Below are 23,252 nucleotides of genomic sequence, written 5' to 3'. Positions count from 1 at the left end.
ACCCAGCTGTACTACGAGTCGGACGAGCTGACCGAAGAGCCCCCGCCGGCGGGCGACGCCCGCCGCCGCCGGCTCTTCGGCCGTAAGCCACCCGCCCCGGTCACCGTCGTCTTCAGCCATGGCTACTGCCTCAACCAGGACTCCTGGCACTTTCAGCGCGCCGCCCTGCGCGGCCTGGTGCGCACGGTGCACTGGGACCAGCGCAGCCACGGCCGCTCCGCCCGGGGCGCCTCGCAGTCCGGCCCGGACCGGGTGCCGGTCACCATCGACCAGCTCGGCCGCGATCTCAAGGCCGTCATCGACAAGGCGGCGCCGGAGGGCCCGCTGGTGCTGGTCGGGCACTCCATGGGCGGGATGACGGTGATGGCGATGGCCGAGCAGTTCCCCGAGATCGTCCGGGAGCGGGTCGTCGGCGTCGCCTTCGTCGGCACATCGGGCGGGCGGCTCGGCGAGGTCAGTTACGGACTGCCGGTCGCGGGCGTCAACGCCGTGCGGCGGGTGCTGCCCGGGGTGCTGCGCGCCCTCGGCTCACAGGCCGAGCTGGTGGAGCGGGGCCGTGCCGCGACCGCCGATCTCTTCGCCGGGCTGATCAAGCGGTACTCGTTCTCGTCGAAGGACGTGGACCCGGCGGTGGCGCGGTTCGCCGAGCGGATGATCGAGTCGACTCCGATCGATGTGGTCGCGGAGTTCTATCCGGCCTTCGACGAGCACGACAAGGCCGAGGCGCTCCCGGTCTTCGACGAGGTGCCGGTGCTGGTGCTCGCCGGGGACAAAGACTTGGTGACCCCCAGCGCGCACAGCGAGGCGATCGCCGACTTCCTGCCCGACTCCGAGCTGGTGATCGTGCCGGACGCCGGGCATCTGGTGATGCTGGAGCATCCTGAGGTCGTCACGGACCGGCTGGCGGACCTGCTGGCCCGGGTCGGCGCCGTGCCGGCAGCGGCTAACGTTGACCCGTATGGAAGCACCGCACAGCCCGGCGGCTGAGATGGCCGCCCCCCACCGAGCCGTCCGTGCCGTCGAGTCCCCCGAGCAGATGCTGGAGCTGGGGCGACGGCTGGCGAAACTGCTGCGACCCGGCGATCTGGTGATGCTCACCGGCGAGCTGGGCGCGGGCAAGACGACGCTGACCCGGGGCCTCGGCGAGGGCCTCGGCGTGCGTGGCGCGGTCACCTCGCCGACCTTTGTGATCGCCCGGGTCCACCCGCCGCTGACCGGCGGGCCCGCCCTCGTCCATGTCGACGCCTACCGGCTCGGCGGCGGGCTGGACGAGATGGAGGACCTGGATCTCGATGTCAGTCTCCCGGAGTCCGTCGTGGTCGTGGAGTGGGGCGACGGCAAGGTCGAGGACCTCGCGGACGCACGGCTGCATGTGGTGATCCACCGGGTTGTCGGCGATACGGACGACGACCGGCGCGAGGTGACCCTGAGGGGGTTCGGCGAGCGCTGGGCGCGGACGGACCTGACGGGCGTCTGACGCCGGTCCCGCGGCCCCCTGGCCCCCGCCCCCCAGGCCCTCCTCTGCCCCGCCGGCCCGCAGCCCTCCTGGCTCCGGGTGCCCACAGCCCTTCTGGAGCCCTCCTGGCTCCGGGTGCCCACAGCCCTTCCGGAGCCCTCCCGGCTTCCGGGCCGCCCGGCCGCCTGACCTTCCGTTTCCGGGGCCTGACCTTCCGCTTCCGTGCCCCGGACCTCCTGGCTCCGGCTCCCTGCCCCCTCCGGCGGCCGGAAGCGATTCCGCCTGCCGCCGCCGGTCGGAGATTCCGCGACCCGGTGGGGATATTCCGACAAGGTGTCGGGAAGGTGTTGCGTGAGCCGTGCCATACGTGTTCACATGGTACGGAGAGTTGGTTAGGTCTGCCTAACTTATCCTGCCCCCGGCGATCCAGGAGGCATCATGTCGGCGTCCGAGCGAGAGTTCCAGCCACGGCGGCAGCCCGCCGATGAGCCGATGACACCTCCGCCGCCCCCACCGCGTTCCCCCGGACCGGCTCTGCCCGCGCACCCCGGCCGGCCGTCGATGCGGGAGCTGCTGGCGTCCTGTGCGGCGGCCAGCGCGGTCTCCACGCCCCCGCGTGCCACCACCCGGCAGCCGGACGCCGACAGCCGGGACGCGGCGTAGGGGGTACGCCGCGCCGGGCCCCGGCCGCGCAGGGGACGTCCAGCCCCGGCCGCGCAGGGCACGTCCAGTCCGGGCCTGCCGGGCGCGTAGTTCGTACGAGCGTATGCGCGACGCCCGGCGGACCGGCGGACCGGCAGGACGAGGGCCTGCGGGCCTGCGGGTCTACGAGATCAGCGGGACTGCCGGGACTGCCGGGACTGCCGGGACGAGCAGGACAGGCGGGCCTACCGGAGCATCGGGGCAGCGGGCCTACGGGACCACGACGATCTTCGTGCCGATCGTCGCGAACGCCCACATCGCGTCGCCGTCCGCCCGCTTCATCCGCACGCCGCCCGTCTTCTTCTGCGGGTCCGGACTGGCCATCGACCCGTTCACGGCGGCGCTGAAACCGATCGGCACATCGCCGACGCCGGCGAACCGCACCACATGCTCGATCGAGATCCCGTCCGAGCCGGGCACCTTCCCCGACCGGGAGGTCACCGCATAGGTGCCGGGCCGCGGGTTGACCGTCGACGGCATGACGCCGAAGGTCGTGGTGACCCGGCTCTTCCCCTCCACCAGCCAGACCCGGCGATCACCCAGGGCGTAGACGACCCGGGTGCCCGTGCCCGAGCCGGCGGGCAGCAGCAGCGGGTTCTTCTTCTGCTGGGGGGACTTCGTGGCGGGGGTCGTGCTGGTGCCCCCGGGCTTGGCGGCGGAACCGGGGGCGCTCGCCGACGCCTGATAGGCGAGGAAACAGACGGCGGCCAGCGCGGCTGCCGTGAGCCCGGCCACCAGTCCCGAGCTGCTCCGTGCCACCGTGCCCCACCTTTCGCATAAACGTCCGCATGAACGTTCGCATAAACGTCTGGAGAATAAACGTCTGGAGAATACGGGAGATAAACGCCTGGAGAGCGACCGTAGCAGCAGCCGCACCCCATCGAGGGGGCGCCGTGCCCCCGGCGTGGGAGCCGTAGGCTGTTCGCGTGCTCCTGCTCGCCGTAGATACCGCCACGCCCGCCGTCACCGCCGCTCTCCACGACGGCGCCTCCGTCGTCGCCGAGTCCAGCCGCGTGGACGCGCGCCGCCACGGCGAACTGCTGCTGCCCGCCGTCGACCGGATCCTGGCCGAAGCGGGGGTGGGGCTCGACGCCGTCACCGCGCTGGTCGTCGGGGTCGGCCCCGGCCCGTACACCGGGCTGCGGGTCGGTCTGGTGACGGCCGCGACGTTCGGTTCGGCCCTGGAGGTGCCGGTGTACGGGCTGTGCACGCTGGACGGACTCGCCTATGCGGCGGGCCAGGGCCCCGGCGCCGACGTCTTGACCGGACCGTTCGTCGTCGCGACGGACGCCCGGCGCAAGGAGGTCTACTGGGCGCGGTACGCCTCCCCGCGCGAGCGGATCGGTGACCCGGCCGTGGACCGGCCCGCCGATATCGCCGAGCGGGTCGCGGGGCTGCCCGCGGTCGGCGCGGGCGCGCTGCTCTACCCGGAGACGTTCCCCGGCGCCCGCGCCCCCGAGCATGTGTCGGCCGGGGCGCTGGCGGCGCTGGCCGCCGAGAAGCTCGCCGCCGGGGACACCGAATCCTTCGAGAACCAGGGCGGACTGCCGCCCCGGCCGATGTATCTGCGCAGGCCGGACGCCCAGGTGCCGAAGAACTACAAGGTGGTCACACCCCAGTGACCACCGCGCCGGCCCCCGTACTGCGCGAGATGCGCTGGTGGGATCTGGGGCCCGTACTCGACATGGAGCACGCCCTCTTCCCGGAGGACGCCTGGTCGCCCGGGATGTTCTGGTCCGAGCTGGCGCATGCGCGCGGTCCGGCGGCCACCCGCCGCTATGTGGTCGCCGAGACCGGCGGGAAGATCGTCGGATACGCGGGTCTCGCGGCGGCGGGCGGCCTCGGGGACGTACAGACGATCGCCGTCGCCCGTGAGCAGTGGGGGACCGGCCTGGGGTCCCGGCTGCTCTCCGAACTGCTGCAGTACGCCACCGCCTTCGAGTGCGACGAGGTGTTCCTCGAAGTGCGGGTGGACAACACCAGGGCCCAGAAGCTGTACGAGCGCTTCGGCTTCGAGCCCTTCGGATTCCGCCGTGGCTACTACCAGCCGGGCAATGTCGACGCGCTCGTCATGCGGCTCCATGTGCACGGCAGGAACCCAAGTGCGCGGTAAGAACGCGGTAAGAACAGGGATGAACACTGATGGCTGACGAACCGCTCGTACTCGGTATCGAAACCTCCTGCGACGAGACCGGCGTCGGCGTCGTCCGCGGTACGACGCTGCTCGCCGACGCGGTCGCCTCCAGCGTCGACACCCACGCCCGCTTCGGCGGGGTGGTGCCCGAGATCGCCTCCCGGGCACACCTGGAGGCGATGGTCCCGACGATCGAGCGCGCCCTTAAGGAGGCGGGCGTCTCGGCCCGTGACCTCGACGGCATCGCGGTCACGGCCGGGCCGGGTCTCGCGGGCGCGCTGCTGGTGGGTGTGTCGGCGGCGAAGGCGTACGCGTACGCGCTGGGCAAACCGCTCTATGGGGTGAACCATCTGGCCGCGCACATCTGCGTCGACCAGCTGGAGCACGGGAAGCTGCCCGAGCCGACGATGGCCCTGCTCGTCTCCGGCGGCCACTCCTCGCTGCTGCTCGCACCGGACATCACCAGTGATGTACGGCCGCTGGGCGCGACGATCGACGACGCGGCGGGCGAGGCGTTCGACAAGATCGCGCGCGTGCTGGACCTGGGCTTCCCCGGCGGTCCGGTGATCGACCGGCTGGCGCGCGAGGGCGACCCGCTGGCGATCGCGTTCCCGCGCGGGCTGACGGGTCCGCGTGACGCCGCGTACGACTTCTCCTTCTCCGGGCTCAAGACCTCGGTGGCCCGCTGGATCGAGGCGAGGCGCGCGGCGGGCGAGGAGGTACCCGTACGGGATGTGGCGGCGTCCTTCCAGGAAGCGGTCGTCGATGTGCTGACCCGCAAGGCCGTACGGGCCTGTCTGGACGAGGGCGTCGACCATCTGATGATCGGCGGCGGGGTGGCGGCCAACTCACGGCTGCGGGCGCTCGCCGAGGAGCGGTGCGAGCGGGCGGGCATCCGGCTGCGGGTGCCCCGGCCGGGGCTGTGCACGGACAACGGCGCGATGGTGGCGGCCCTTGGGGCGGAGATGGTGGCGCGGAACCGGCCGGTCTCGGATCTGGAGCTGTCGGCGGACTCGTCGCTGCCGGTGACCGACACCCATGTCCCGGGGGCGGCTGCCCCGGAGGCAGGGCGTGCGCACGACCACGGTCATGGCCACGGGGACGGTCACGGTCATGGCCATGCGCACGGTCACGGCCCAGCGCATCACCATCACCATGACCATGACCATGTGCACGAGATCAGCAAGGACAATCTGTACTCATGACCGTCGTCGCGCTGATGTGGGAGGCCAGGGCCGTCCGGGGCCGGGGAGCGGAGCTGCTGGAGTGGGCCCGCGCACAGGAGCTGGCCCGGGAGCCGGTGCGCCGTGAGTGCTTCCGTGCGGCGGGCGACCGGGTGCTGGTCATCACCTGGTGGGAGGTGGCCGATGTGAGTGCCGACCTGCCCGAGCTGCCGGAACCGGCGGCGTATCTGATCACCCGGGCGGTGCACCGCTGGCGGTTCGAGTCCCTGGGCACGGGGGGTATGGGGAGTATGGGGAGTACGGGCTGAGAATGGCCCGCTCCGCCCCCTGAGGCCCGCACGGCCTCTGACCTCGCGCCTCACGCCTCCGGGGCAGGGCTTGTCTGCCGGGTCCGGTTCAGCAGTCCGTCCACGATCGCCGTCAGCTGCTCGGCCACGTCGTAGTCCTGTAGTTCGTCCCAGCGGGCTGTCAGCTCGGTCAGCCGTGGCAACTCGGCCGCGTCGTTCTCGGCGAGCATGCCGGGCCAGTGCCGTTTGCGGTCGGGCTCCTCGGCGCGGCGGGCCCTGGCGGCGCGGAAGACGAGGTCTCCGTACACGAAGTGCCAGATGGTGCGGTACGTCCGGACCGCCTGCTCGGCACTCTGCCCGCAGCGCATCGCCGAGTCGAGGATCTCCTCGACCATCCACAGCGCGTCCTTGTCGGTGAGGTCGCCGAGCGCGAGGACCTTGAGCACCCAGGGCATCTGATCCAGGACCCAGTGCATATGGAGTGAGGCCGCGATCAGCCGGGCGCGCGGATCGGTGGGCAGCTCCGGGCGCGGGAACGTCGCCGATGCGCCGGAGAGGGTGAGCATCAGCAGCTCGTCCTTGTCCCGGACGTAGTGATAGAGCGCCATCGGCGTACTGCCGACCTCCTTGGCGACCCGCCGCATCGAGAGGGCGTCCACGCCGTCCTCCTCGATGACGCGGCGCGCGGTGGCGACGATGGTGGCGGGGTCCAGTCTGCGCGGACGCCCGACACCGCGCTTCTTCTCCGCCCCGGCGGGTTTCCCGCCCGCCGGGGCGTCCGGGGCGTTCCCCGCCCGCGCCCGTCCCTTTCCGGTGCTCGGTTCCCCGGCCATCCGCTCCCCAGGGACCTGTTCGTCAGGCACCTGTTCGTCAGGCACCCGCTCCTCAGGCACCCGCTCCTCGCCGATCCGCTCCTCGCCCATCCGCTCCTCAGGCATCCGCTCGTCAGACATCTCCGTATTCTCCCGTGCCTCCCGGGATTAATTTCTGTACGCGTATAGTAATCCTTCGAGACAGAGGGACGGTGAGGATCATTCCGGGAAGGGAAACCGATGAACGACCAAGCGCGGCAGACGCGTTGGGTGCTCACCGTGGCGCTCACCGTGCAGTTCCTGGTGTCGCTCGACATGTCCGTGGTCAATGTGGCACTGCCCGACATGCGCGAGGACCTCGGATTCACCTCCGACGGCCTGCAATGGGTCGTCGGCGCGTACGCCCTCACGTTCGGCGGTCTGCTGATGCTCGGCGGCCGGCTCAGCGATGTCGTCGGCATCCGCCGCACCCTCACCGCGGGCCTGACGCTCTTCGGCCTCGCGAGCCTGATCGGCGGTTTCGTACAGTCCCCGGGCGCGCTGATCGCCGCCCGCGCGGTCCAGGGAGTCGGCGCCGCCGCCCTCGCGCCCGTCGCCTTCACCCTGATCACCATCACGTTCGCCGCGGGCCCGGCCAGGTCCAAGGCGCTCGGCCTGTGGGGCATGTCCGGCGCGGCCGGCGGCGCCATCGGGGTGCTCGCGGGCGGACTCCTCACCGACGCGGCCGGCTGGCGGTCGGTGATGCTGGTGAACGTCCCCATCGTGCTCTTCGCGATGGCCGCCGCCGCGCGCGCGAGCCTCTCGGCCGGGCGGGACCGGGCCGCGGCACCCCGGCTCGATGTCGCGGGCGCGCTGCTGGTCACCGCCGGGATGACGTTGCTCGTCCTCGGCCTCGTCCGTACGGAATCCCAGGGCTGGGGCTCTTCGACGACCCTGGCGACCCTGGGCGCGGCCGTCGTCCTGCTCGCCGCCTTCGCCGGGGTGGAACTGCGCGTACGGCAGCCGCTGCTGCGCCTCGGGCTGCTCGCCAACCGTCCCGTGCTCGGCGCCAACCTCTTCTCGCTGCTGCTCAGCTCCGCTCAGTTCGCCGCCTTCTTCTTCTGCTCGCTCTATATGCAGCAGGTGCTCGGGTTCGGTGCGTCGGCGACGGGCGCGGCGTTCCTGCCGTTCTGTGTGGGCCTGGTGGTCAGTGCGGTCATCGCCACCAAGGTCGTCGCCGCCGTCGGCATCCGCGCGCTGCTGGCGCTCGGCGGGCTGCTGGGCGCGGCCGGGCTCGCCGGGTTCGCCCTCACCGCGACGCCCGACGGGAGCTTCGCGTACACCATCCTGTGGCCGTCGCTGCTCAGCAGCGCCGGTATCGGCCTGTGCTTCGTCCCGCTGGGGACCGCGGCCACCAAGGGCGTCGCCGTGGGTGAGACGGGCATGGCGTCGGGTCTGCTCAACAGCTCGCGCCAGATCGGCGGCTCCCTCGGCCTGGCCGTCCTGGTGACCGTCGCCACGTCCGTCGCCGGTGCGACCGGGGACGGCGGCGGAGTCGAAGAAGCGATGGCGAACGGTTTCCGCGCGGCCTTCTGGGTCTGCTCGGCGCTGCTCATGGTCGGCGTCGTGGTGGCGCTGACCCTGCTGCCGGGGCCCGAGAGGACCGCACCGGAGAGCGCCGGAGAAGACTCGCCGAAGGATCATGAGGGTCACGGGGGACAGGAGAGCCATGGGGGACACAAGGGGCACGAGGGCCATGGGGGAGACGCCGATCAGGCCGTCTCCCGTGCGTCGCGGAGGTGAGTGTCCTCGTCCCGTTCGCGCGGTGGTCCGGACCGGCGACTCGGCCGGGGCGTGAACGGCCCTGCTGAGGACCCCGGCACCGCGCCGGCTGGGCCGGGGCAGCAACTGCCCTGCCGAGGACCCCGGCCCCGCGCCGGCCGGCACCCGCGCCGCCGCCTCATCCGCGCCGACCGGCACCCGCGTCGCCGCACACCCTCGTCCGCGTCCGCCCGACCAGTGGTTTGCCCGCCGTCCGGGGGACTGTTTTCATGAGGCGGTGACGGCAGGGACGGCAGCGAGCGCGGTGGAAGCGGTGTTCCGGATCGAGTCGGCGCGGATCATCGCCGGTGTCACCCGGATCGTACGAGATGTGGGCATCGCCGAGGAGATCGCTCAGGACGCTCTCGTCGCCGCGCTGGAACGGTGGCCGGAGTCGGGCGTTCCGGAGAACCCGGGCGCCTGGCTCATGGCCACGGCCAAGCACCGGGCGATCGACCTCGTACGCCGCAGGGAGAACTACGCGCGCAAGCTGGCGGAGGTCGGGCGCACCCTGGAGGACACCCCGCCGCCGGCCGGGCTGGACCCCGAAGACCCCGAAGCCATCGACGACGATCTGCTGCGGCTGATCTTCACGGCCTGTCACCCCGTGCTCTCGACCGAAGCCCGGATCGCACTCACCCTGCGGCTGCTCGGCGGACTGACGACCGAGGAGATCGCGCGGGCCTCTCTGGCGGCCGAGCCGACCATCGCCCAGCGCATCGTCCGCGCCAAGCGGTCCCTCGCCAAGGCGGGCGTCCCCTTCGAGGTGCCGTACGGCCCCGACCGGGCGGCACGGCTCGGCTCCGTCCTGGAGGTCATCTACCTCATCTTCAACGAGGGCTACTCCGCGACCGCGGGCGACGACTGGCTCCGCCCCGCCCTGTGCGAGGACGCCCTCCGGCTGGCCCGGGTGCTGGCCGCCCTGATGCCCGGCGAGCCCGAGGTGCACGGGCTGGCCGCCCTGCTGGAGATCCAGGCATCGCGGACCGCCGCGCGTACGGGCCCGGACGGCACGCCGGTCCTCCTCGCCGACCAGAACCGCACCCGCTGGAACCGGCTCCTCATCCGCCGTGGCTTCGCCGCACTCGCCCGTGCGAACGCGGCGGGCGGGCCCCCGGGGCCGTACGCCCTCCAGGCCGCCATCGCCGCCTGTCACGCCCAGGCGATCCGCTACGAGGACACCGACTGGCGGACCATCGCCACCCTGTACGGACAGCTCGCAGCCGTCGCCCCCTCCCCGGTCGTGGAACTGAACCGCGCGGTCGCGATCTCCATGTCCGAAGGCCCGGCCTCCGCCCTGGCGCTGGTGGACGCCCTCGCCGATGAGCCCGCTCTTAAGGGCTACCACCTGCTGCCGAGCGTCCGGGGCGACCTGCTGGCCCGCCTCGGACGTACGGCGGAGGCACGCCAGGAGTTCGCACGGGCGGCGTCCCTGACCCGTAACGAGAAAGAGCGCGAACTGCTCCTCGCACGGGCTGACCCGCCCCCGGGCGCGGGTTAGCGGTCCGGCGCGGCTCATGGGCCGCACCGGGCGCGCAGGGGAAGTGAGCGGCGTACAGCGGAGCTGAGCGGCGGGCAGGAGGCGCGGGCGGAGGTTACGCGGGGTGGCCGATCAGCATCGTCGGCGCTCCGGCCACCCTGGTCAGGAACACGGTCGCCGCGTTGGGCCCCTGAGGCTTCACCCTGCGGCGCAACTCCTCGGGTTCCACCGCCGATCCGCGCTTCTTCACCGTCAGGACGCCGACCCCGCGCTCGCGCAGCAGGGCTCTGAGGCGCTTCAGATGGAAGGGGAGGTGGTCGGTGATCTCGTACGCGGTGGCGAAGGGCACCGGTCGCAACTCGTCCGAAGTGATGTACGCGATCGTCTCGTCGATCAGACCGCCGCTCACCTCCTCGGCGACCTCCGCGACCAGATGGGCGCGGACGACCGCGCCGTCCGGCTCGTACAGATAGCGGCCGACCGGGCGGACCCGGGGGTGGGGCAGTCCACGGCCCATCAGGGAGTACGGGCCGGGCAGCAGGGTCGCGGTGATCCGCCTGGAGGTCGTGCCCCAGGGCGAGTCCGGGGCAGCACCCGCAGCCCGACCCGGGTGCGGCGCCTCGTCCGTGTGCGTATCCGTGTCCGCATCCGGGGCCGTGTCCGGGTGTGCACCGGACGACCAGAGCACCGCCTCTTTCACCTCGCCCCCGTCCGAGATCCACTCCGCGTGGAAGTCGTCCGGGATCAGCTCGTGCGGGACACCGGGCGCGACCTTAAGGGCGGCGTACGGGCGGCGGCGGGCCGCCGTGATCGCCCATGACAGCGGCGGGGAGTACGCCTCGGGGTCGAAGATCCGGCCCCGGCCACCCCGGCGGGCGGGGTCCACGAAGACCGCGTCGTACGGCGTCGTGTCGACCTCGGTGACATCCGCGCACCGCACCTCGATCAGCTCCGCCAGACCGAGGGCGTCGGCATTGGCGCGTACGGCGGACGCGGTCAGCGGGTCGCGGTCCACCGCCAGCACCCGGATACCGGCGCGGGCGAGCGCGATGGCGTCCCCGCCGATGCCACTGCACAGATCGGCCACGCCGCGTACCCCGAGCGCGGCGAAACGCGCGGCCCGGTAGTCGGCGACGGACTTCCGGGTGGCCTGCTCGACGCCGTTCGGGGTGAAGTACATGCGGTACGCGTCCGCCGCCCCGAACTTCGCCACCGCCCGCTGCCGCAGCCGGGCCTGCCCCAGCGCCGCCGAGACCAGCTCGGCGGGGTGCTCGCGGCGCAACCGGGTGGCGATCGCCAGTTCCTGGGCGGGGTCGTAGTCCCGCAGAGCGGCGAGCAGGGCGCGGCCCTCGGCGGTGAGAAGCGGGGAGAGGTCGTTCACCAGCCCATTGTGGGTCCCCCGCCGGACGCGGACGCCATTGGGCCAGGTGCCGGGCCGGTGTGGGCCGGGCGGGGGACGGTCCGTCCCGGGCGGCGGTGTCGGGCCGTTCGCGGCCGGCTCTGCTGACAGGATCCAGCGCCATGCAGCTAAGCGGACAAAAGGTAAACATGTGTACGGATGGCGACCTGGCCGCAGCGGATGACGGGCGGCACGGCGGCCGGTCGCGGCACTTGCCCCGGCACCGGTCCCGGTACTGGCTCCAGTACTGGCCCCGGTACCGGTCGTCGCGGCACCGGTCGCGGGATCGCTCGCGGGGCCGGGTGCTCGCGGCCGCCCTGCTGGTGACCCTGCTCGGTTCAGCCTGCGCGGCCGAGGAGGGCGACGGCCGCGACGGCGCACAGCCCCGGCCGGGTCAGCAGGCGGCGGAGCGCAAGGGCCAGGGGGGCGCACGCCCCGCGCAGCCGAACGACATCAAGCGCGTCCAGGCGGCCCGCGCCGCCGCCGCCCGGAAGTGGGGGCTCGCCGCCACACCGCTCGCCGCGCCCCGACCGCCCGCCGTCAAACCGAAACTCACCACCCGTCAGGGCTTCGAGGTCGCGGACGGCGAGTCCCTGCCGCCGGTCTTCACGACGGTGCCGGTCACGGAGAAGGTCGTCTTCCTGACGATCGACGACGGCTCGGAGAAAGACCCCGAACTGCTCCGGATGATGACCGAGCTTCAGATCCCGTACAGCGCCTTCCTCAGCGACTACGTGATCAATGACAACTACGGCTACTTCCGCCAGATGCGCGACCGTGGCGTCTCCCTCCACAACCACACCCTCAACCACCGCTATATGCCGGGCCTTTCCTACGACGCGCAGAAGCGGGAGATCTGCGGCCAGCAGGACAGACTCCAGAAGCTGTACGGGGAGCGCCCCCCGCTCTTCCGCCCGCCGTACGGCAATTACAACGACGACACACTGCGCGCCGCCCAGGCGTGCGGCGTGAAGGCGGTGCCCCTGTGGGCCGCCGAGGCGTTCCCCGACCACATGGAATGGCGTGAGTGGGACCGGGATCTGCACCCCGGCGACATCATCCTCACCCACTTCAGGGGGCGCGAGGACTGGAAGGGCACCATGCCCGACATGATCCGGCAGGTCATGAAGACCGTGACCGACAAGGGGTACGCGGTGGCCCGGCTTGAGGACTACGTATGAGCCGCGCCGCTCCTCCCCGACTGCGGCTCGGTCCGGGCGGTACGCGCCGCCGGGCGCCAGGCATCGGCCGTACGTGCCGCCGCCCGGTGTCCGGCGTGGGTGGTACGCGTCGCCGGGCGTCAGGCGCTGGCCGTATGCGCCACCGGGCGCCAGGCATCGGCCTTAAGCGCCAGCGCCCCGTGTCCGGCCCGGACGGTACGCGCCGCTCCGGGGCCCTGGCGTGAGCCTCGCGCACCGGCCGGCGGCCCCGCTCGCGGTCATGGCCGGTGCGCTGCTTCTCTGCGTGGGGTGCGTGCCCCGGTCCATGGACCCCATCGAGGACCCCATCGAACGGCTCGGCCGCAAGGCGGTCCAGCAGCCCGAGCGGGTACGCGGGACCGGCCCGGGGCGTCCGGCCGAGGCAGGGGGAGGAACCGGCCCGGGGCGGAAGGGCAGCTGGGCGGGACGAGCCGACCCGGCGCAAAGGAGCGAACTGAAGCAGCAAGCTGGGTCATCCGGGTATCCCGTGCGCCCCTTGCCACCAGTGCGCCCCCTGCGCGCCGGGGCGCCCGGGGCGCCGGAGCCGGCCGGGACGGCAGGGGCGCCGGGGGTACCCGAGGCGCCGCCTGGAATCCCCCGGGGACCCCGGAGCGACCGGCGCCCCGGCCTCCCTGGTGCCCTTAAGGCCCCCGCCCTCACCGAACCGGCCGCGCGCCTGCTGGCCCGCATCCAGCGCCCCCACCCACCCGCACGCCGAAGCCCCGGCTCCTGAGGTCCCTGAGGGTCCCTGGGGCCGGGAGTCCGGGGCCCGTCGCCGCACGCCATCCGCCTCGCCGCGCTCCGGCGCACCGCGCTCGATTGGCACTCCGCTTGACCGAGTGCTAATCACAGTCATAGTCTCGGGTCTGGCACTCCCCACTGGAGAGTGCCAACACAGCGACGGGCAGGTCCGGCACCCGCGACGACGGATCGACCTGGTCGCCACCTCAGACAGTTAAACCCCGTGAGATCTCCGAAGGGGGAGGTCGGATCGTGACGACCACCAGCTCCAAGGTTGCCATCAAGCCGCTTGAAGACCGCATTGTGGTCCAGCCGCTCGACGCCGAGCAGACCACGGCCTCGGGCCTGGTCATTCCGGACACGGCGAAGGAGAAGCCCCAGGAGGGCGTCGTCCTCGCAGTCGGTCCGGGTCGGTTCGAGAACGGCGAGCGCCTGCCGCTCGACGTGAAGACCGGCGACGTCGTGCTCTACAGCAAGTACGGCGGCACCGAAGTGAAGTACAACGGCGAGGAGTACCTCGTCCTCTCGGCCCGCGACGTTCTCGCGATCATCGAGAAGTAGGTCGGACCTCCGGGTTTCGCCCGGAAGACACCGCACACCGTTTGTTTTCTTGAACTGCGCCCTTGGCCCCCGCTGACACTTCACAACCGGGCGCTGAGGGCGCAGTTCGTCTCAGAAGAGGACTGAAACGCTCCCATGGCGAAGATCCTGAAGTTCGACGAGGACGCCCGTCGCGCCCTTGAGCGCGGCGTCAACAAGCTGGCCGACGCGGTCAAGGTGACCATCGGCCCCCGTGGCCGCAATGTCGTCATCGACAAGAAGTTCGGCGCCCCCACCATCACCAACGACGGTGTCACGATCGCCCGCGAGGTCGAGGTCGAGGACCCGTACGAGAACCTGGGCGCCCAGCTGGTGAAGGAGGTGGCGACCAAGACCAACGACATCGCTGGTGACGGCACCACCACCGCCACCGTGCTGGCCCAGGCGCTGGTCCGCGAGGGCCTGCGCAATGTCGCCGCCGGTGCCTCCCCGGCCGCCCTGAAGAAGGGCATCGACGCCGCCGTCAAGGCCGTGTCCGAGGAACTGCTCGCCACCGCCCGTCCCATCGAGGACAAGGGCGACATCGCCGCGGTCGCCGGTCTCTCCGCGCAGGACCCGCAGGTCGGTGAGCTGATCGGCGAGGCCATGGACAAGGTCGGCAAGGACGGTGTCATCACTGTCGAGGAGTCCAACACCTTCGGTCTTGAGCTGGACTTCACCGAGGGCATGGCCTTCGACAAGGGCTACCTGTCGCCGTACATGGTGAGCGACCAGGAGCGTATGGAGGCCGTCCTCGACGACCCGTACATCCTGATCAACCAGGGCAAGATCTCCTCGATCCAGGACCTGCTGCCGCTGCTGGAGAAGGTCATCCAGGCGGGTGGCTCCAAGCCGCTGCTGATCATCGCCGAGGACGTCGAGGGCGAGGCCCTGTCGACCCTGGTCGTGAACAAGATCCGCGGCACGTTCAACGCCGTGGCCGTCAAGGCCCCCGGCTTCGGCGACCGCCGCAAGGCGATGCTCCAGGACATGGCCACCCTCACCGGTGCCACCGTCATCGCCGAGGAGGTCGGCCTCAAGCTCGACCAGGCCGGTCTGGACGTCCTGGGCTCCGCCCGCCGGGTGACCATCACCAAGGACGACACCACCATCGTCGACGGCGGCGGCGACTCCGCCGACGTCGTGGGCCGGGTCAACCAGATCAAGGCCGAGATCGAGTCCACGGACTCCGACTGGGACCGCGAGAAGCTCCAGGAGCGGCTGGCGAAGCTGGCCGGCGGTGTGTGCGTGATCCGTGTCGGCGCCGCCACCGAGGTGGAGCTGAAGGAGAAGAAGCACCGTCTGGAGGACGCCATCTCCGCGACCCGCGCCGCGGTCGAGGAAGGCATCGTCTCCGGTGGTGGCTCCGCGCTCGTCCACGCCGTCAAGGTCCTGGACGACAACCTCGGCAAGACCGGCGACGAGGCCACCGGTGTCGCCGTCGTCCGCCGTGCCGCCGTCGAGCCGCTGCGCTGGATCGCGGAGAACGCCGGCCTTGAGGGCTATGTCATCACCTCCAAGGTCGCCGAGCTGGACAAGGGCCAGGGCTTCAACGCCGCGACCGGCGAGTACGGCGACCTGGTGAAGGCCGGCGTCATCGACCCGGTCAAGGTCACCCGCTCCGCCCTGGAGAACGCGGCCTCCATCGCCTCCCTGCTGCTCACGACCGAGACCCTGGTCGTCGAGAAGAAGGAAGAGGAAGAGGCCGACGCGGGCCACGGCGGCCACGGTCACTCCCACTGACACCGTGCGTCGCGACGGCCGTCCGCGGCCGTAGCCCAGCGGTAGGTACGAAGCCGGGCCCGGTGCCCCCGTCGCGGGGGCACCGGGCCCGGTGCTGTGCGGGCCTGGTGCCGCGCGGCCCGGACGGCGCGCTCACCACGCGGGGTACGTCGGATCCGGTCCGCCCAACCGCTCCGGATCGGCGAGGATGTCGATCTCGACGAGCTTCCCGCCCGTGATCGTGACGCCCATCACCGACACCCGGTCGTACCCCGGCCGAGGCACGACCGGGCACGACCGGGGCACGACCGGGGTACGAGGGCCCGGGTCGGCTCACGCGGAACGGTCCAGCGTCGCCGCGAGCACCGGTTCCGCGAAGGGCAGCCCCTTCCCGTACCGCTCCAGCTCGTCGAGCGCCAGATCCGCCATTCGGTGCAGCTCATTGCCGAGCGAACCCGCCAGATGCGGGGTGAGCAGCACATTCGGCAGCGTGTACAGCGGGGAGTCGGCGGGTGGAACCTCCGGCTCCGTCACATCGAGTACGGCGGAGAGCCGGCCAGGGACCAGCTCCGCCAGCAGCGCCTCCTGGTCGATCAGCGAACCGCGCGACGTATTGATCAGCGTTGCCCCATCGGACATCAGGGCCAGCCGGCGGCCGTCGATCAGATGGCGGGTCGCCGCCAGCTCCGGCGCGTGGACCGAGACGACGCCGCTGCGGCCGCACAGTTCGTCCAGACCCGTCCGTACGGCTCCCAGCGACTCAGCCTCGGCATCGGTGACATACGGATCGTGCAGCAGAACGCGCATGTCGAACGGGCGCAGCAACTCGATCACCCGGCGCCCGATCCGCGAGGCGCCGACGATCCCCACCGTACGGCGGTAATTGCCCGCGTCCGTCAGGTCCCGCCCCCAGTCGTGGGCGGCGCGCAGCCGCCCGTAACGCCGGGCGGTGGGCAGGATCCGCTTGCCCGCGAAGAGGATCGCGGCCAGCGTGTACTCCGCGACGGGCAGCGCGTTGGCGGACGCGGCGGACGCCACGGTGATGCCGCGCTCCCAGCAGGCATCGGTGATGTGGTGCTTCACGGAACCGGCCGCATGGACGACCGCACGCAGCCGGGGGGCGGCGGCGAGCACCTCGCGGGTGATCGGGGGCGCTCCCCAGCAGGTCAGCAGCACATCGGCGGAAGCCAGCGCGGTCGCGACAGCGGGCGGAGGGGCGGTCAGATCATGGGCGACCAGCCATGGATCGGTACGGGCGAGCGCGGCGAGCCGGTCGACATGCCGCCCGGTGAACAGCCGCTCCGCGATGCCGGGCCCCATGGCGAGCAGAACCTCGGGCCGGTCGCCAGTGGCGTCGTGCATGGTGAAACCAACTCCTCCTCCATCGCCGTACACCTCGTACCGCCCTGTGCACCCGCCCGGAACGGGGCCGGCCCCGGAACCGGAACGGAAAGGGGGCCCGGGACCCGAACCGGGACCAGCACCGGGACCCTGTCCGGTGGGCCGCCGACTCCGGTGGTCCGCCCACTCGGGTGGCCCGCCGACTCGGGCGGGGCCCACCCCCTACTGCGGCCCGTACCTGCGGCCCGTCTTCGAAGTGATCCCGCCCAGCACACCGCGCGGCGCCAGCTTCACCACACCCATCAGCGCCTTGTACCGAGGGTCGGGGATCGAGACCGCCTTCCCGCGCGCCAGGTCCGCGAGCGCGGTCTCCACCACCTTGTCCGCGTCCAGCCACATCCACCCGGGGATGTTGTCCGTCCCCACCCCGGCCCGCTGGTGGAACTCGGTGCGGACGAAACCGGGGCAGAGCACCATGAGCCGTACCCCCGACCCGGCCATGTCCCGCGCCGCGCCCTGGGTGAACTGGACGACCCACGCCTTCGACGCGCCGTAGGTCCCACGGGGAACGAAGGCCGCCACCGACGCCACATTGACCACCCCGCCCCGGCCGCGCTCCCGCATCGGCGCCGTCGCGGCGGAGGTGAGCCGCAGCACCGCCTCGCAGTGGACCTTCAACATCGTCAGCTCATCGGCCATGGACACCTCCAGGAAGCGTCCCTTGTTGGTGAAGCCGGCGTTGTTGACCAGCAGATCCACCGGGCTCTTCCGGTCGGCGAGCCGCTTCTCGACCGCCGCGATCCCGCTGTCCAGCGACAGGTCCGCGGTCAGCACCTCCGCTTCGATGCCATGCCGGTCGTGCTGTTCGGTGGCCTGCTCCCGCAACCTCTTGGTGTCGCGGGCCACCAACACCAGGTTGTGTCCCTCGGCGGCGAGGCGCCGGGCGAACGCGGCGCCGATGCCCGCGGTCGCTCCCGTAATCAGTGCGGTCGTCATAGGCGGCACGTTAGTGCCCCGCGTGCGACTCCGGCGCCCGCACACTGCCCGCTTTCTGCCCCTTCTCCACCACGACGAACTGGCCCATCATCCCCAGATCCTCGTGATAGAGCAGATGGCAGTGATACATATACGGAGTGTTCGGGTCCGCGGGCCCGTCGAAGCGCATCGCGAGCTTGACCGTCGAGCCGGGCGGGACGAAGACCGTGTCCTTCGCGCCGCGCAGCTGCGGCGGTGGCTCCCGGCCGTCCACCTCCAGCACCCGGAACTGCACATCGTGCACATGGAAATTGTGCGGGGTGCCGTCATCGTTGCGGACGACCCAGGTCTCGGCCGTGCCCCGGGTGACGGTCGCGTCGATCCGGTCCATCTTCATCTCCTTGCCGTTGATCCCGGTCGTCACCAGCCCGAAGGTCCGCTCGCGCACCGAGTCCGAGCCGTTCGGCACCTCCGGTTCGGCCAGCTCGGCGGGCAGCGCGGGGGCCGGGCGCAGGGTGTCGGCCGCCCGCAGCTCCAGGATGTCGAAAGTGTCGTCGCCGCCCGCGAACCGCTGCCCCCAGCCGTCGCCGTAGCTGGTGTGCGGGAAGCTGCGCAGCACGGTTCGCTCGCCCGGCTTCATCCGCACCACGATCTCCGCCCGCTCACCGGGCGAGAGCTGGACGCGGTCCAGCCGGAGCCCCTTCGGCAACAGCCCGCCATCACTGCCGATCATGGTGAACTGCCGGTCGTCGGAGAAGCCGAAGTCGTAGACACGGGCGGTGGAGGCGTTGACCAGGCGCAGCCGTATCAGCTCGTCGCCGACCGTCCGGTACGGGTCGAGGGTGCCGTTGACCAGGGTGCGGTCGCCCAGGAATCCGGTCTCCCGCAGAAAGCCGTGCCCGAAGTCGAACCTCGCGCCGTCGAACCGGACGTCCTGGACTATGACGGGCAGGTCGTCGATGCCGTAGCGCTTCGGCAGGGGAAGCTTCGCCGAGGCGTCATCGTCTATGAGGAACATCCCGGCGAGCCCGCGCTGCACATGCTTCTCGGTCCTGCCGTGCGGATGCGGGTGGTACCAGAGGGAGGCGGCCGGCTGGTCCACGGTCCAGTTCGGTGCCCAGGTCCCACCGGGGGCGACCATCTGATGCGGGCCGCCGTCCATCTTCGCGGGCAGATGCATGCCGTGCCAGTGCACCGTGGACTCCTCGCCCAGGGTGTTCTTGATCCGCACCTGGACCTTCTCGCCTCGCTCCGCCCGCAGTGTCGGTCCCAGATAGTCACCGTTGAAGCCCCAGGTCGGAGTCTGCCGTCCGGGCCTGAACTCCTTCCGGCCGGATTGCATGGTCAGATCGAAGACCCGCGTACCGTCATCGCGGACGGTCGACTTCGCCAGTGGCGGGACCGCCAGCTCGCGGGTGAACTTCGCGCCTGCGGTGGATATGTCGGCGGTGGAGTAGAGCCAGAAGGAACCGCCGGCGACCGCAGCGGCCACCACGGCCATCACGGTCCCGAGACTGATGAGAACGCGCTTCGTACGGGACATGCTTCGAGCGTCCCGGGATCCGTCGACGGTGACATCGGGGACCGCCCCCCAGCCACCCCCCAATCAACTCCCCTGTTTCCTTAGGGATTCCCCCCGAGCGCGCGGTCCGGGGCGCGGGCGCCGGTCAGCTGTCGGCCGGTGAACTGGTCAACCAGACAACCAACCAGACAGCCGGTCAGCCGGTCACGATCACGCGCGCCCGGTCAGGCGCCGGCGCCGTACCGCTCCACATACGCCCGGGCCTTCCACAGCAACTCGGAGTGGAGCGCGTCACCCGCTGCCAGCACCTTCGGCAGCAGGCCGCGTTCGACGGTCGCGGCGCGGAACGCCAGGGCGACCGTCACCTCGTGACCAGGCCGGTGGACGATCTCGATCGGGTCACCCGCGCGGATCGCGCCCGGCTCGATCACCCGCAGATAGGCGCCGGGGGAGCCGTGCCCGGTGAAGCGCTTGACCCAGCCCTGCTCGCCCAGCCAGGACGCGAACGTCCGGCACGGAATACGCCCGGTCGTCACCTCCAGCACCAGCCGGTCGCCGATCCGCCAGCGCTCGCCGATCAGCGCCGCGTTCATATCGAGACCGGAGGTGGTGAGGTTCTCCCCGAAGGTTCCATTGGTGAGCGGGCGGCCCAGTTCCCGCTCCCAGCGGTCCAGGTCCTCGCGCGCGTACGCGTAAACGGCCTGGTCCCGCCCGCCGTGATGGCGCGGATCGGCGACGGTGTCCCCCGCGAGGCCGCTGCCGCCCGCACCCTTGGCGCCGGGGTCCGTCACCTGTACGGCCCCGTCGACCGGGCGTTTGTCGATGCCCGTGGTGCCGCCGGGGGTGTCGGTATAGGCCACCGTCTTCGGCCGGCCCACATTCACGGTCAGCACCTTCATGGCGGCCACGCTACCGGCCTGTCTCAAAGTGTCCACTCGAAAATTTCCCTCATACCCAAGCATCACTTATCATCAAAGGGTGATCGAGGCCCGTCATCTCCGAGTTCTGCGCGCGGTGGCCGCCGCCGGATCCTTCTCCGCCGCCGCGCGCACCCTGGGCTGCACCCAGCCGGCCGTCAGCCAGCAGATGAAGGCGCTGGAGGCATCGGCCGGCACCCCGCTGCTGATCCGTACGGGCCGGGAAATGCGGCTGACCCAGGCCGGGGAGACGCTGGTCCGCCATGCCTCCGGCATCCTCGCCGGTCTCACCGCCGCCGAGGAGGAGATCGCGGCCATCGCCGGACTGCGGGCCGGCCGGGTGCGCCTGGTGTCCTTCCCCAGCGGCAGCTCCACCCTGGTCCCGGTCGCCCTGGCCGCCCTGCGCGCGGCTCACCCGGGCACCCGGGTCTCGCTCGTCGACGCCGAGCCGCCGCGTTCGGTGGAGATGCTCCGGGAGGGCGACTGCGATGTGGCGATCGCCTTCCGTTACGGCGGCTCGGCCGAGCGCGGCGCGGAATGGGGCGATCTGATCGTCCGTCCCCTGCTCACCGACCGGCTGGTGGGGCTGGTCCCTGAGGGCCACCGGCTCGCGGACTCCGGCACCGTCACCATCGGTGATCTCGCCGACGAGCCCTGGATCGCGGGCTGCCCCCGCTGTCGGCGCCAGCTCGTGGAGGTCTGTGAAGCGGCCGGGTTCACCCCCCGTATCGACTTCGCCACCGATGACTACCCGGCCGTGATCGGCCTGGTCGGAGCGGGTCTGGGTGTCGCGGTCCTCCCCGAACTGGCCCTGGAGTCGGTACGTCTGAAGGGCACCCGCACCGTGACCCTCGACCCCCCGGTCGCCCGCGAGATCGTCGCCCTCACCCTCCCCGACCTCTCCGGGGTCCCCGCGGTGGCGGCAACGCTCGACCAGCTGAGCCTCGCGGCCACCCGCTGACCCGGCCGGTTCGCGCCGACGACCGGCCGCGCGGCGCCGACCCCGGACGGAAACCAGGACCTGCCCGTGGACGTCATCCCGGGCGGGCCCGGAAGCAGGTCCCCGGACGCTCCGGACACATCCCCGTACGGGAGGGACCCTTCAGGACAGAACCTGGGCGGAAAACGCCAGGCGTAACCCCGGGCAGGACCCCGGAAGCGGGACGGTGGTCTGCGGAGCACGCCAAAGGCCGGGGGAGACCGGAGGCTCAGGGTCCGGAACCCCGGAACCCCGGAACCCCGGAACCCCGGAACCCTGGAACCCCGGAACCCCCGGAACCCCCGGAACCCCCGGAACCCCCGGAACCCCCGAAACCCCGGAACGGCCCGCGTCGCCCGGGGCCCGGCGCCCCTAAGGGCCGGACGGCGACCCGGCGGACCGGACCGGGACCCCCGCGTGCCACCACCCCCGCGCGCCACGACCCGCGCGCGTCCCGGCGTGGATCCGGGCACGCCAAGGGCCCGAAAGCCGGGAGCCTGCGGGCAGGCACGGGCCCGGACCATCGGGTGGCGATATGCAGGAACGTTTCTGCTGAGGGAGGGGCTCGCGGGACGTCAACCCCGCCCCGCCCCCGGCGCGCTCGTCGCCGGGACCAGGCGGTGCCGGGCTCGTCCCATCAGCTCCTCGCGTTCGTCCTCCGTCAGTCCGCCCCACACGCCGTACGGCTCCCGCACCGCCAGCGCGTGTGCCGCGCACTCCGCGCGGACCGGGCACCTCATGCAAACCTCTTTCGCCGAGTTCTCGCGCGCACTCCGTGCCGCGCCTCGCTCGCCCTCGGGATGGAAGAACAGTGAGCTGTCCACCCCACGGCAGGCCGCGAGGAGCTGCCAGTCCCACAAGTCGGCGTTGGGTCCGGGAAGGCGGGAGAAATCTGCCATAGCGCTTGCCCCTTGAAACCGTGGCTGAAGTGGATTCGGTCAGGTCGCGCGCACGGGCTGGGATACGAGCCGCATCCGGCACCCGCACCATGCTCCACGACCGTACATCTACTGTGTAAGTAGATGTAAATATGACGTATTGCGAATCTAGCCATAGACATCCCCAAAAGTGAAGAAATGCCGCTGAATGGGGCATACCTTACGAGTGAAGAATCGTTCACCCGCAACGCCCAGGGCCGCACACGCGCCCTCACGTAGAGTGCCGAAGAGGGCAGGCCGACCCGTAACTCTTTCGAGTGACCGTCGTTGGTAGGGCGGAGGCGGTTGAAGGAAGAAGTGCTCGGGCACATGTCCGAGGGCGTTCAACCGCACAGGTGACAAAACGTACCCAGCCTGGAGGCTCAAGGTGACGCGCATCAGCTGCGGAGGGCGGCCATGACATCCGTCCTCGTCTGCGACGACTCCCCGCTTGCCCGAGAGGCGCTCCGCCGCGCGGTCGCGACCGTGCCCGGCGTCGAGCGCGTGACGACCGCGGCCAACGGCGAGGAAGTCCTCCGCCGCTGGGGCGCCGATCGCTCGGATCTGATTCTGATGGACGTACGCATGCCCGGACTGGGCGGCGTCGAGACGGTCCGCCGGCTTCTCTCCGCCGACCCCGGCGCCCGGATCATCATGCTCACGGTCGCGGAGGACCTCGATGGCGTCGCGCTCGCCGTCGCCGCCGGTGCCCGTGGCTATCTGCACAAGGACGCCTCGCGCGCCGAACTGCGCGCGACGGTCACCCAGGCGCTCGCCGACCCGACGTGGCGGCTGGCTCCGCGCAGACTGCGCTCGGCCGAGATGGGCGCCGCGCCCACCCTCACCGCGCGTGAGATCCAGGTGCTGGAAGGCATGAGTCACGGCCGGTCCAACGCCGAGATCGGTCGAGAGCTGTTCCTCTCCGAGGACACGGTCAAGACCCATGCGCGCAGGCTGTTCAAGAAGCTGGGAGCCTCGGACCGGGCGCACGCCGTCGCGCTCGGATTCCGCTGGGGCCTGGTCCGCTAGAGACTCTCCACCGGATCGGGCCGGACCCATCGGGTCCGGCCACAGATCCGGCGACCGGGCCCCCCCCGGCTCCGCCG

General features: G+C 71.6%; 22 protein-coding genes. 14 read left to right on the top strand and 8 right to left on the bottom strand.

Annotated elements, in window-relative coordinates; translation table 11 throughout:
• The 3 genes from ACWF94_RS08115 to ACWF94_RS08105 form a co-directional block, all read left to right on the top strand.
• Positions 1–987 (top strand): alpha/beta fold hydrolase (locus tag ACWF94_RS08115; RefSeq protein WP_453485852.1); only part of this gene is annotated, 987 nt, incomplete at its 5' end.
• The gene (tsaE, locus tag ACWF94_RS08110) at positions 959–1,477 is read left to right on the top strand and encodes a tRNA (adenosine(37)-N6)-threonylcarbamoyltransferase complex ATPase subunit type 1 TsaE (RefSeq protein ID WP_453485850.1); all 519 of its coding nucleotides are present in this window, start codon (positions 959–961) and stop codon (positions 1,475–1,477) included. The genes ACWF94_RS08115 and tsaE, both read left to right, overlap by 29 nt.
• Before the next feature lie 417 nt (positions 1,478–1,894).
• The gene (locus tag ACWF94_RS08105; RefSeq protein ID WP_453485848.1) at positions 1,895–2,119 is read left to right on the top strand and encodes a hypothetical protein; all 225 of its coding nucleotides are present in this window, start codon (positions 1,895–1,897) and stop codon (positions 2,117–2,119) included.
• Between the two features lie 249 nt (positions 2,120–2,368).
• Here the strand turns inward: ACWF94_RS08105 and ACWF94_RS08100 are convergent, their stop codons facing one another.
• Positions 2,369–2,917, bottom strand: coding sequence for a hypothetical protein (locus tag ACWF94_RS08100; protein WP_453485846.1), 549 nt, complete (start codon positions 2,915–2,917; stop codon positions 2,369–2,371).
• A 167-nt stretch (positions 2,918–3,084) separates the two neighbouring features.
• On the opposite strand from ACWF94_RS08100, the gene tsaB reads away from it, so the two are divergent.
• From tsaB to ACWF94_RS08080, 4 genes are read left to right on the top strand one after another with little or no spacing between them, the layout of a single operon-like run.
• On the top strand, positions 3,085–3,780 hold the full coding sequence (gene tsaB, locus ACWF94_RS08095; RefSeq protein WP_453485844.1) for a tRNA (adenosine(37)-N6)-threonylcarbamoyltransferase complex dimerization subunit type 1 TsaB: 696 nt from the start codon (positions 3,085–3,087) through the stop codon (positions 3,778–3,780).
• 29 nt (positions 3,781–3,809) lie between these two features.
• On the top strand, positions 3,810–4,271 hold the full coding sequence (gene rimI / locus ACWF94_RS08090; protein ID WP_453485854.1) for a ribosomal protein S18-alanine N-acetyltransferase: 462 nt from the start codon (positions 3,810–3,812) through the stop codon (positions 4,269–4,271).
• A 29-nt stretch (positions 4,272–4,300) separates the two neighbouring features.
• Complete coding sequence (gene tsaD, locus ACWF94_RS08085) at positions 4,301–5,497, top strand: tRNA (adenosine(37)-N6)-threonylcarbamoyltransferase complex transferase subunit TsaD (RefSeq protein ID WP_453485842.1); 1,197 nt, start codon at positions 4,301–4,303, stop codon at positions 5,495–5,497.
• Positions 5,494–5,784: a hypothetical protein gene (locus tag ACWF94_RS08080; protein ID WP_453485840.1), complete on the top strand. Its 291-nt coding sequence runs from the start codon at positions 5,494–5,496 to the stop codon at positions 5,782–5,784. The genes tsaD and ACWF94_RS08080 overlap by 4 nt, the downstream gene beginning before the upstream one ends.
• A gap of 50 nt (positions 5,785–5,834) precedes the next feature.
• Here the strand turns inward: ACWF94_RS08080 and ACWF94_RS08075 are convergent, their stop codons facing one another.
• A complete protein-coding gene (locus tag ACWF94_RS08075) occupies positions 5,835–6,716 on the bottom strand; it encodes a TetR/AcrR family transcriptional regulator (RefSeq protein WP_453485838.1) in 882 nt (293 codons plus the stop codon).
• A 99-nt stretch (positions 6,717–6,815) separates the two neighbouring features.
• Here ACWF94_RS08075 and ACWF94_RS08070 point away from each other — a divergent pair, with 99 nt between their 5' ends.
• On the top strand, positions 6,816–8,357 hold the full coding sequence (locus tag ACWF94_RS08070) for an MFS transporter (protein ID WP_453485836.1): 1,542 nt from the start codon (positions 6,816–6,818) through the stop codon (positions 8,355–8,357).
• Positions 8,358–8,613: 256 nt separating this feature from the next.
• Positions 8,614–9,876 (top strand): RNA polymerase sigma factor, encoded by a 1,263-nt coding sequence (locus ACWF94_RS08065; protein WP_453485834.1) that lies wholly within the window; start codon positions 8,614–8,616, stop codon positions 9,874–9,876.
• 94 nt (positions 9,877–9,970) lie between these two features.
• Here the strand turns inward: ACWF94_RS08065 and ACWF94_RS08060 are convergent, their stop codons facing one another.
• Positions 9,971–11,236, bottom strand: coding sequence for a THUMP-like domain-containing protein (locus ACWF94_RS08060; RefSeq protein WP_453485832.1), 1,266 nt, complete (start codon positions 11,234–11,236; stop codon positions 9,971–9,973).
• 320 nt (positions 11,237–11,556) lie between these two features.
• Between ACWF94_RS08060 and ACWF94_RS08055 the strand changes: the two genes are divergently transcribed.
• The 3 genes from ACWF94_RS08055 (at position 11,557) to groL (ending at position 15,516) form a co-directional block, all read left to right on the top strand.
• Positions 11,557–12,435: a polysaccharide deacetylase family protein gene (locus tag ACWF94_RS08055; RefSeq protein WP_453485830.1), complete on the top strand. Its 879-nt coding sequence runs from the start codon at positions 11,557–11,559 to the stop codon at positions 12,433–12,435.
• A gap of 1,011 nt (positions 12,436–13,446) precedes the next feature.
• Positions 13,447–13,755 carry a co-chaperone GroES gene (gene groES / locus ACWF94_RS08050; protein WP_190121666.1) on the top strand — a complete coding sequence of 103 codons (309 nt, stop codon included), beginning with the start codon at positions 13,447–13,449 and terminating at the stop codon, positions 13,753–13,755.
• 135 nt (positions 13,756–13,890) lie between these two features.
• Entirely contained in the window at positions 13,891–15,516 is a 1,626-nt protein-coding gene (gene groL, locus ACWF94_RS08045) for a chaperonin GroEL (protein ID WP_453485828.1), read from the top strand.
• 312 nt (positions 15,517–15,828) lie between these two features.
• Here groL and ACWF94_RS08040 read toward each other — a convergent pair whose 3' ends face one another.
• The 4 genes from ACWF94_RS08040 to ACWF94_RS08025 all read right to left on the bottom strand — a co-directional run bounded on the left by ACWF94_RS08040 (position 15,829) and on the right by ACWF94_RS08025 (position 20,232).
• Entirely contained in the window at positions 15,829–16,857 is a 1,029-nt protein-coding gene (locus tag ACWF94_RS08040; RefSeq protein WP_453485826.1) for a hydroxyacid dehydrogenase, read from the bottom strand.
• Positions 16,858–17,058: 201 nt separating this feature from the next.
• Entirely contained in the window at positions 17,059–17,832 is a 774-nt protein-coding gene (locus tag ACWF94_RS08035; protein WP_453485824.1) for an SDR family NAD(P)-dependent oxidoreductase, read from the bottom strand.
• Positions 17,833–17,842: 10 nt separating this feature from the next.
• Positions 17,843–19,354, bottom strand: a complete 1,512-nt coding sequence (locus ACWF94_RS08030) for a multicopper oxidase family protein (protein WP_453485822.1) — start codon at positions 19,352–19,354, stop codon at positions 17,843–17,845.
• 203 nt (positions 19,355–19,557) lie between these two features.
• Positions 19,558–20,232, bottom strand: a complete 675-nt coding sequence (locus ACWF94_RS08025) for an MOSC domain-containing protein (protein WP_453485820.1) — start codon at positions 20,230–20,232, stop codon at positions 19,558–19,560.
• Positions 20,233–20,311: 79 nt separating this feature from the next.
• Here ACWF94_RS08025 and ACWF94_RS08020 point away from each other — a divergent pair, with 79 nt between their 5' ends.
• The gene (locus ACWF94_RS08020; protein ID WP_453485818.1) at positions 20,312–21,211 is read left to right on the top strand and encodes a LysR family transcriptional regulator; all 900 of its coding nucleotides are present in this window, start codon (positions 20,312–20,314) and stop codon (positions 21,209–21,211) included.
• Positions 21,212–21,804: 593 nt separating this feature from the next.
• Here the strand turns inward: ACWF94_RS08020 and ACWF94_RS08015 are convergent.
• Complete coding sequence (locus ACWF94_RS08015; RefSeq protein WP_453485816.1) at positions 21,805–22,128, bottom strand: WhiB family transcriptional regulator; 324 nt, start codon at positions 22,126–22,128, stop codon at positions 21,805–21,807.
• Between the two features lie 435 nt (positions 22,129–22,563).
• Here ACWF94_RS08015 and ACWF94_RS08010 point away from each other — a divergent pair, with 435 nt between their 5' ends.
• Complete coding sequence (locus ACWF94_RS08010) at positions 22,564–23,175, top strand: response regulator transcription factor (RefSeq protein WP_003948568.1); 612 nt, start codon at positions 22,564–22,566, stop codon at positions 23,173–23,175.
• The last annotated feature ends 77 nt before the right edge of the window (positions 23,176–23,252 follow it).

The organism is Streptomyces sp. NPDC055078 (assembly GCF_053607985.1).
This window is presented reverse-complemented; position numbering and strand designations above follow the sequence as displayed.

What these genes read in the sequence shown, in the direction of transcription:
- ACWF94_RS08025 (WP_453485820.1), bottom strand. Translation starts at nt 20,232, where the DNA reads ATGAAGGTGCTGACCGTGAATGTGGGCCGGCCGAAGACGGTGGCCTAT.
- groL (WP_453485828.1), top strand. Translation starts at nt 13,891, where the DNA reads ATGGCGAAGATCCTGAAGTTCGACGAGGACGCCCGTCGCGCCCTTGAG.
- tsaE (WP_453485850.1), top strand. Translation starts at nt 959, where the DNA reads ATGGAAGCACCGCACAGCCCGGCGGCTGAGATGGCCGCCCCCCACCGA.
- ACWF94_RS08015 (WP_453485816.1), bottom strand. Translation starts at nt 22,128, where the DNA reads ATGGCAGATTTCTCCCGCCTTCCCGGACCCAACGCCGACTTGTGGGAC.
- ACWF94_RS08075 (WP_453485838.1), bottom strand. Translation starts at nt 6,716, where the DNA reads ATGTCTGACGAGCGGATGCCTGAGGAGCGGATGGGCGAGGAGCGGATC.
- ACWF94_RS08040 (WP_453485826.1), bottom strand. Translation starts at nt 16,857, where the DNA reads ATGCACGACGCCACTGGCGACCGGCCCGAGGTTCTGCTCGCCATGGGG.
- rimI (WP_453485854.1), top strand. Translation starts at nt 3,810, where the DNA reads ATGCGCTGGTGGGATCTGGGGCCCGTACTCGACATGGAGCACGCCCTC.
- ACWF94_RS08035 (WP_453485824.1), bottom strand. Translation starts at nt 17,832, where the DNA reads ATGACGACCGCACTGATTACGGGAGCGACCGCGGGCATCGGCGCCGCG.
- ACWF94_RS08080 (WP_453485840.1), top strand. Translation starts at nt 5,494, where the DNA reads ATGACCGTCGTCGCGCTGATGTGGGAGGCCAGGGCCGTCCGGGGCCGG.
- ACWF94_RS08010 (WP_003948568.1), top strand. Translation starts at nt 22,564, where the DNA reads ATGACATCCGTCCTCGTCTGCGACGACTCCCCGCTTGCCCGAGAGGCG.
- tsaD (WP_453485842.1), top strand. Translation starts at nt 4,301, where the DNA reads ATGGCTGACGAACCGCTCGTACTCGGTATCGAAACCTCCTGCGACGAG.
- ACWF94_RS08105 (WP_453485848.1), top strand. Translation starts at nt 1,895, where the DNA reads ATGTCGGCGTCCGAGCGAGAGTTCCAGCCACGGCGGCAGCCCGCCGAT.
- ACWF94_RS08030 (WP_453485822.1), bottom strand. Translation starts at nt 19,354, where the DNA reads ATGTCCCGTACGAAGCGCGTTCTCATCAGTCTCGGGACCGTGATGGCC.
- ACWF94_RS08070 (WP_453485836.1), top strand. Translation starts at nt 6,816, where the DNA reads ATGAACGACCAAGCGCGGCAGACGCGTTGGGTGCTCACCGTGGCGCTC.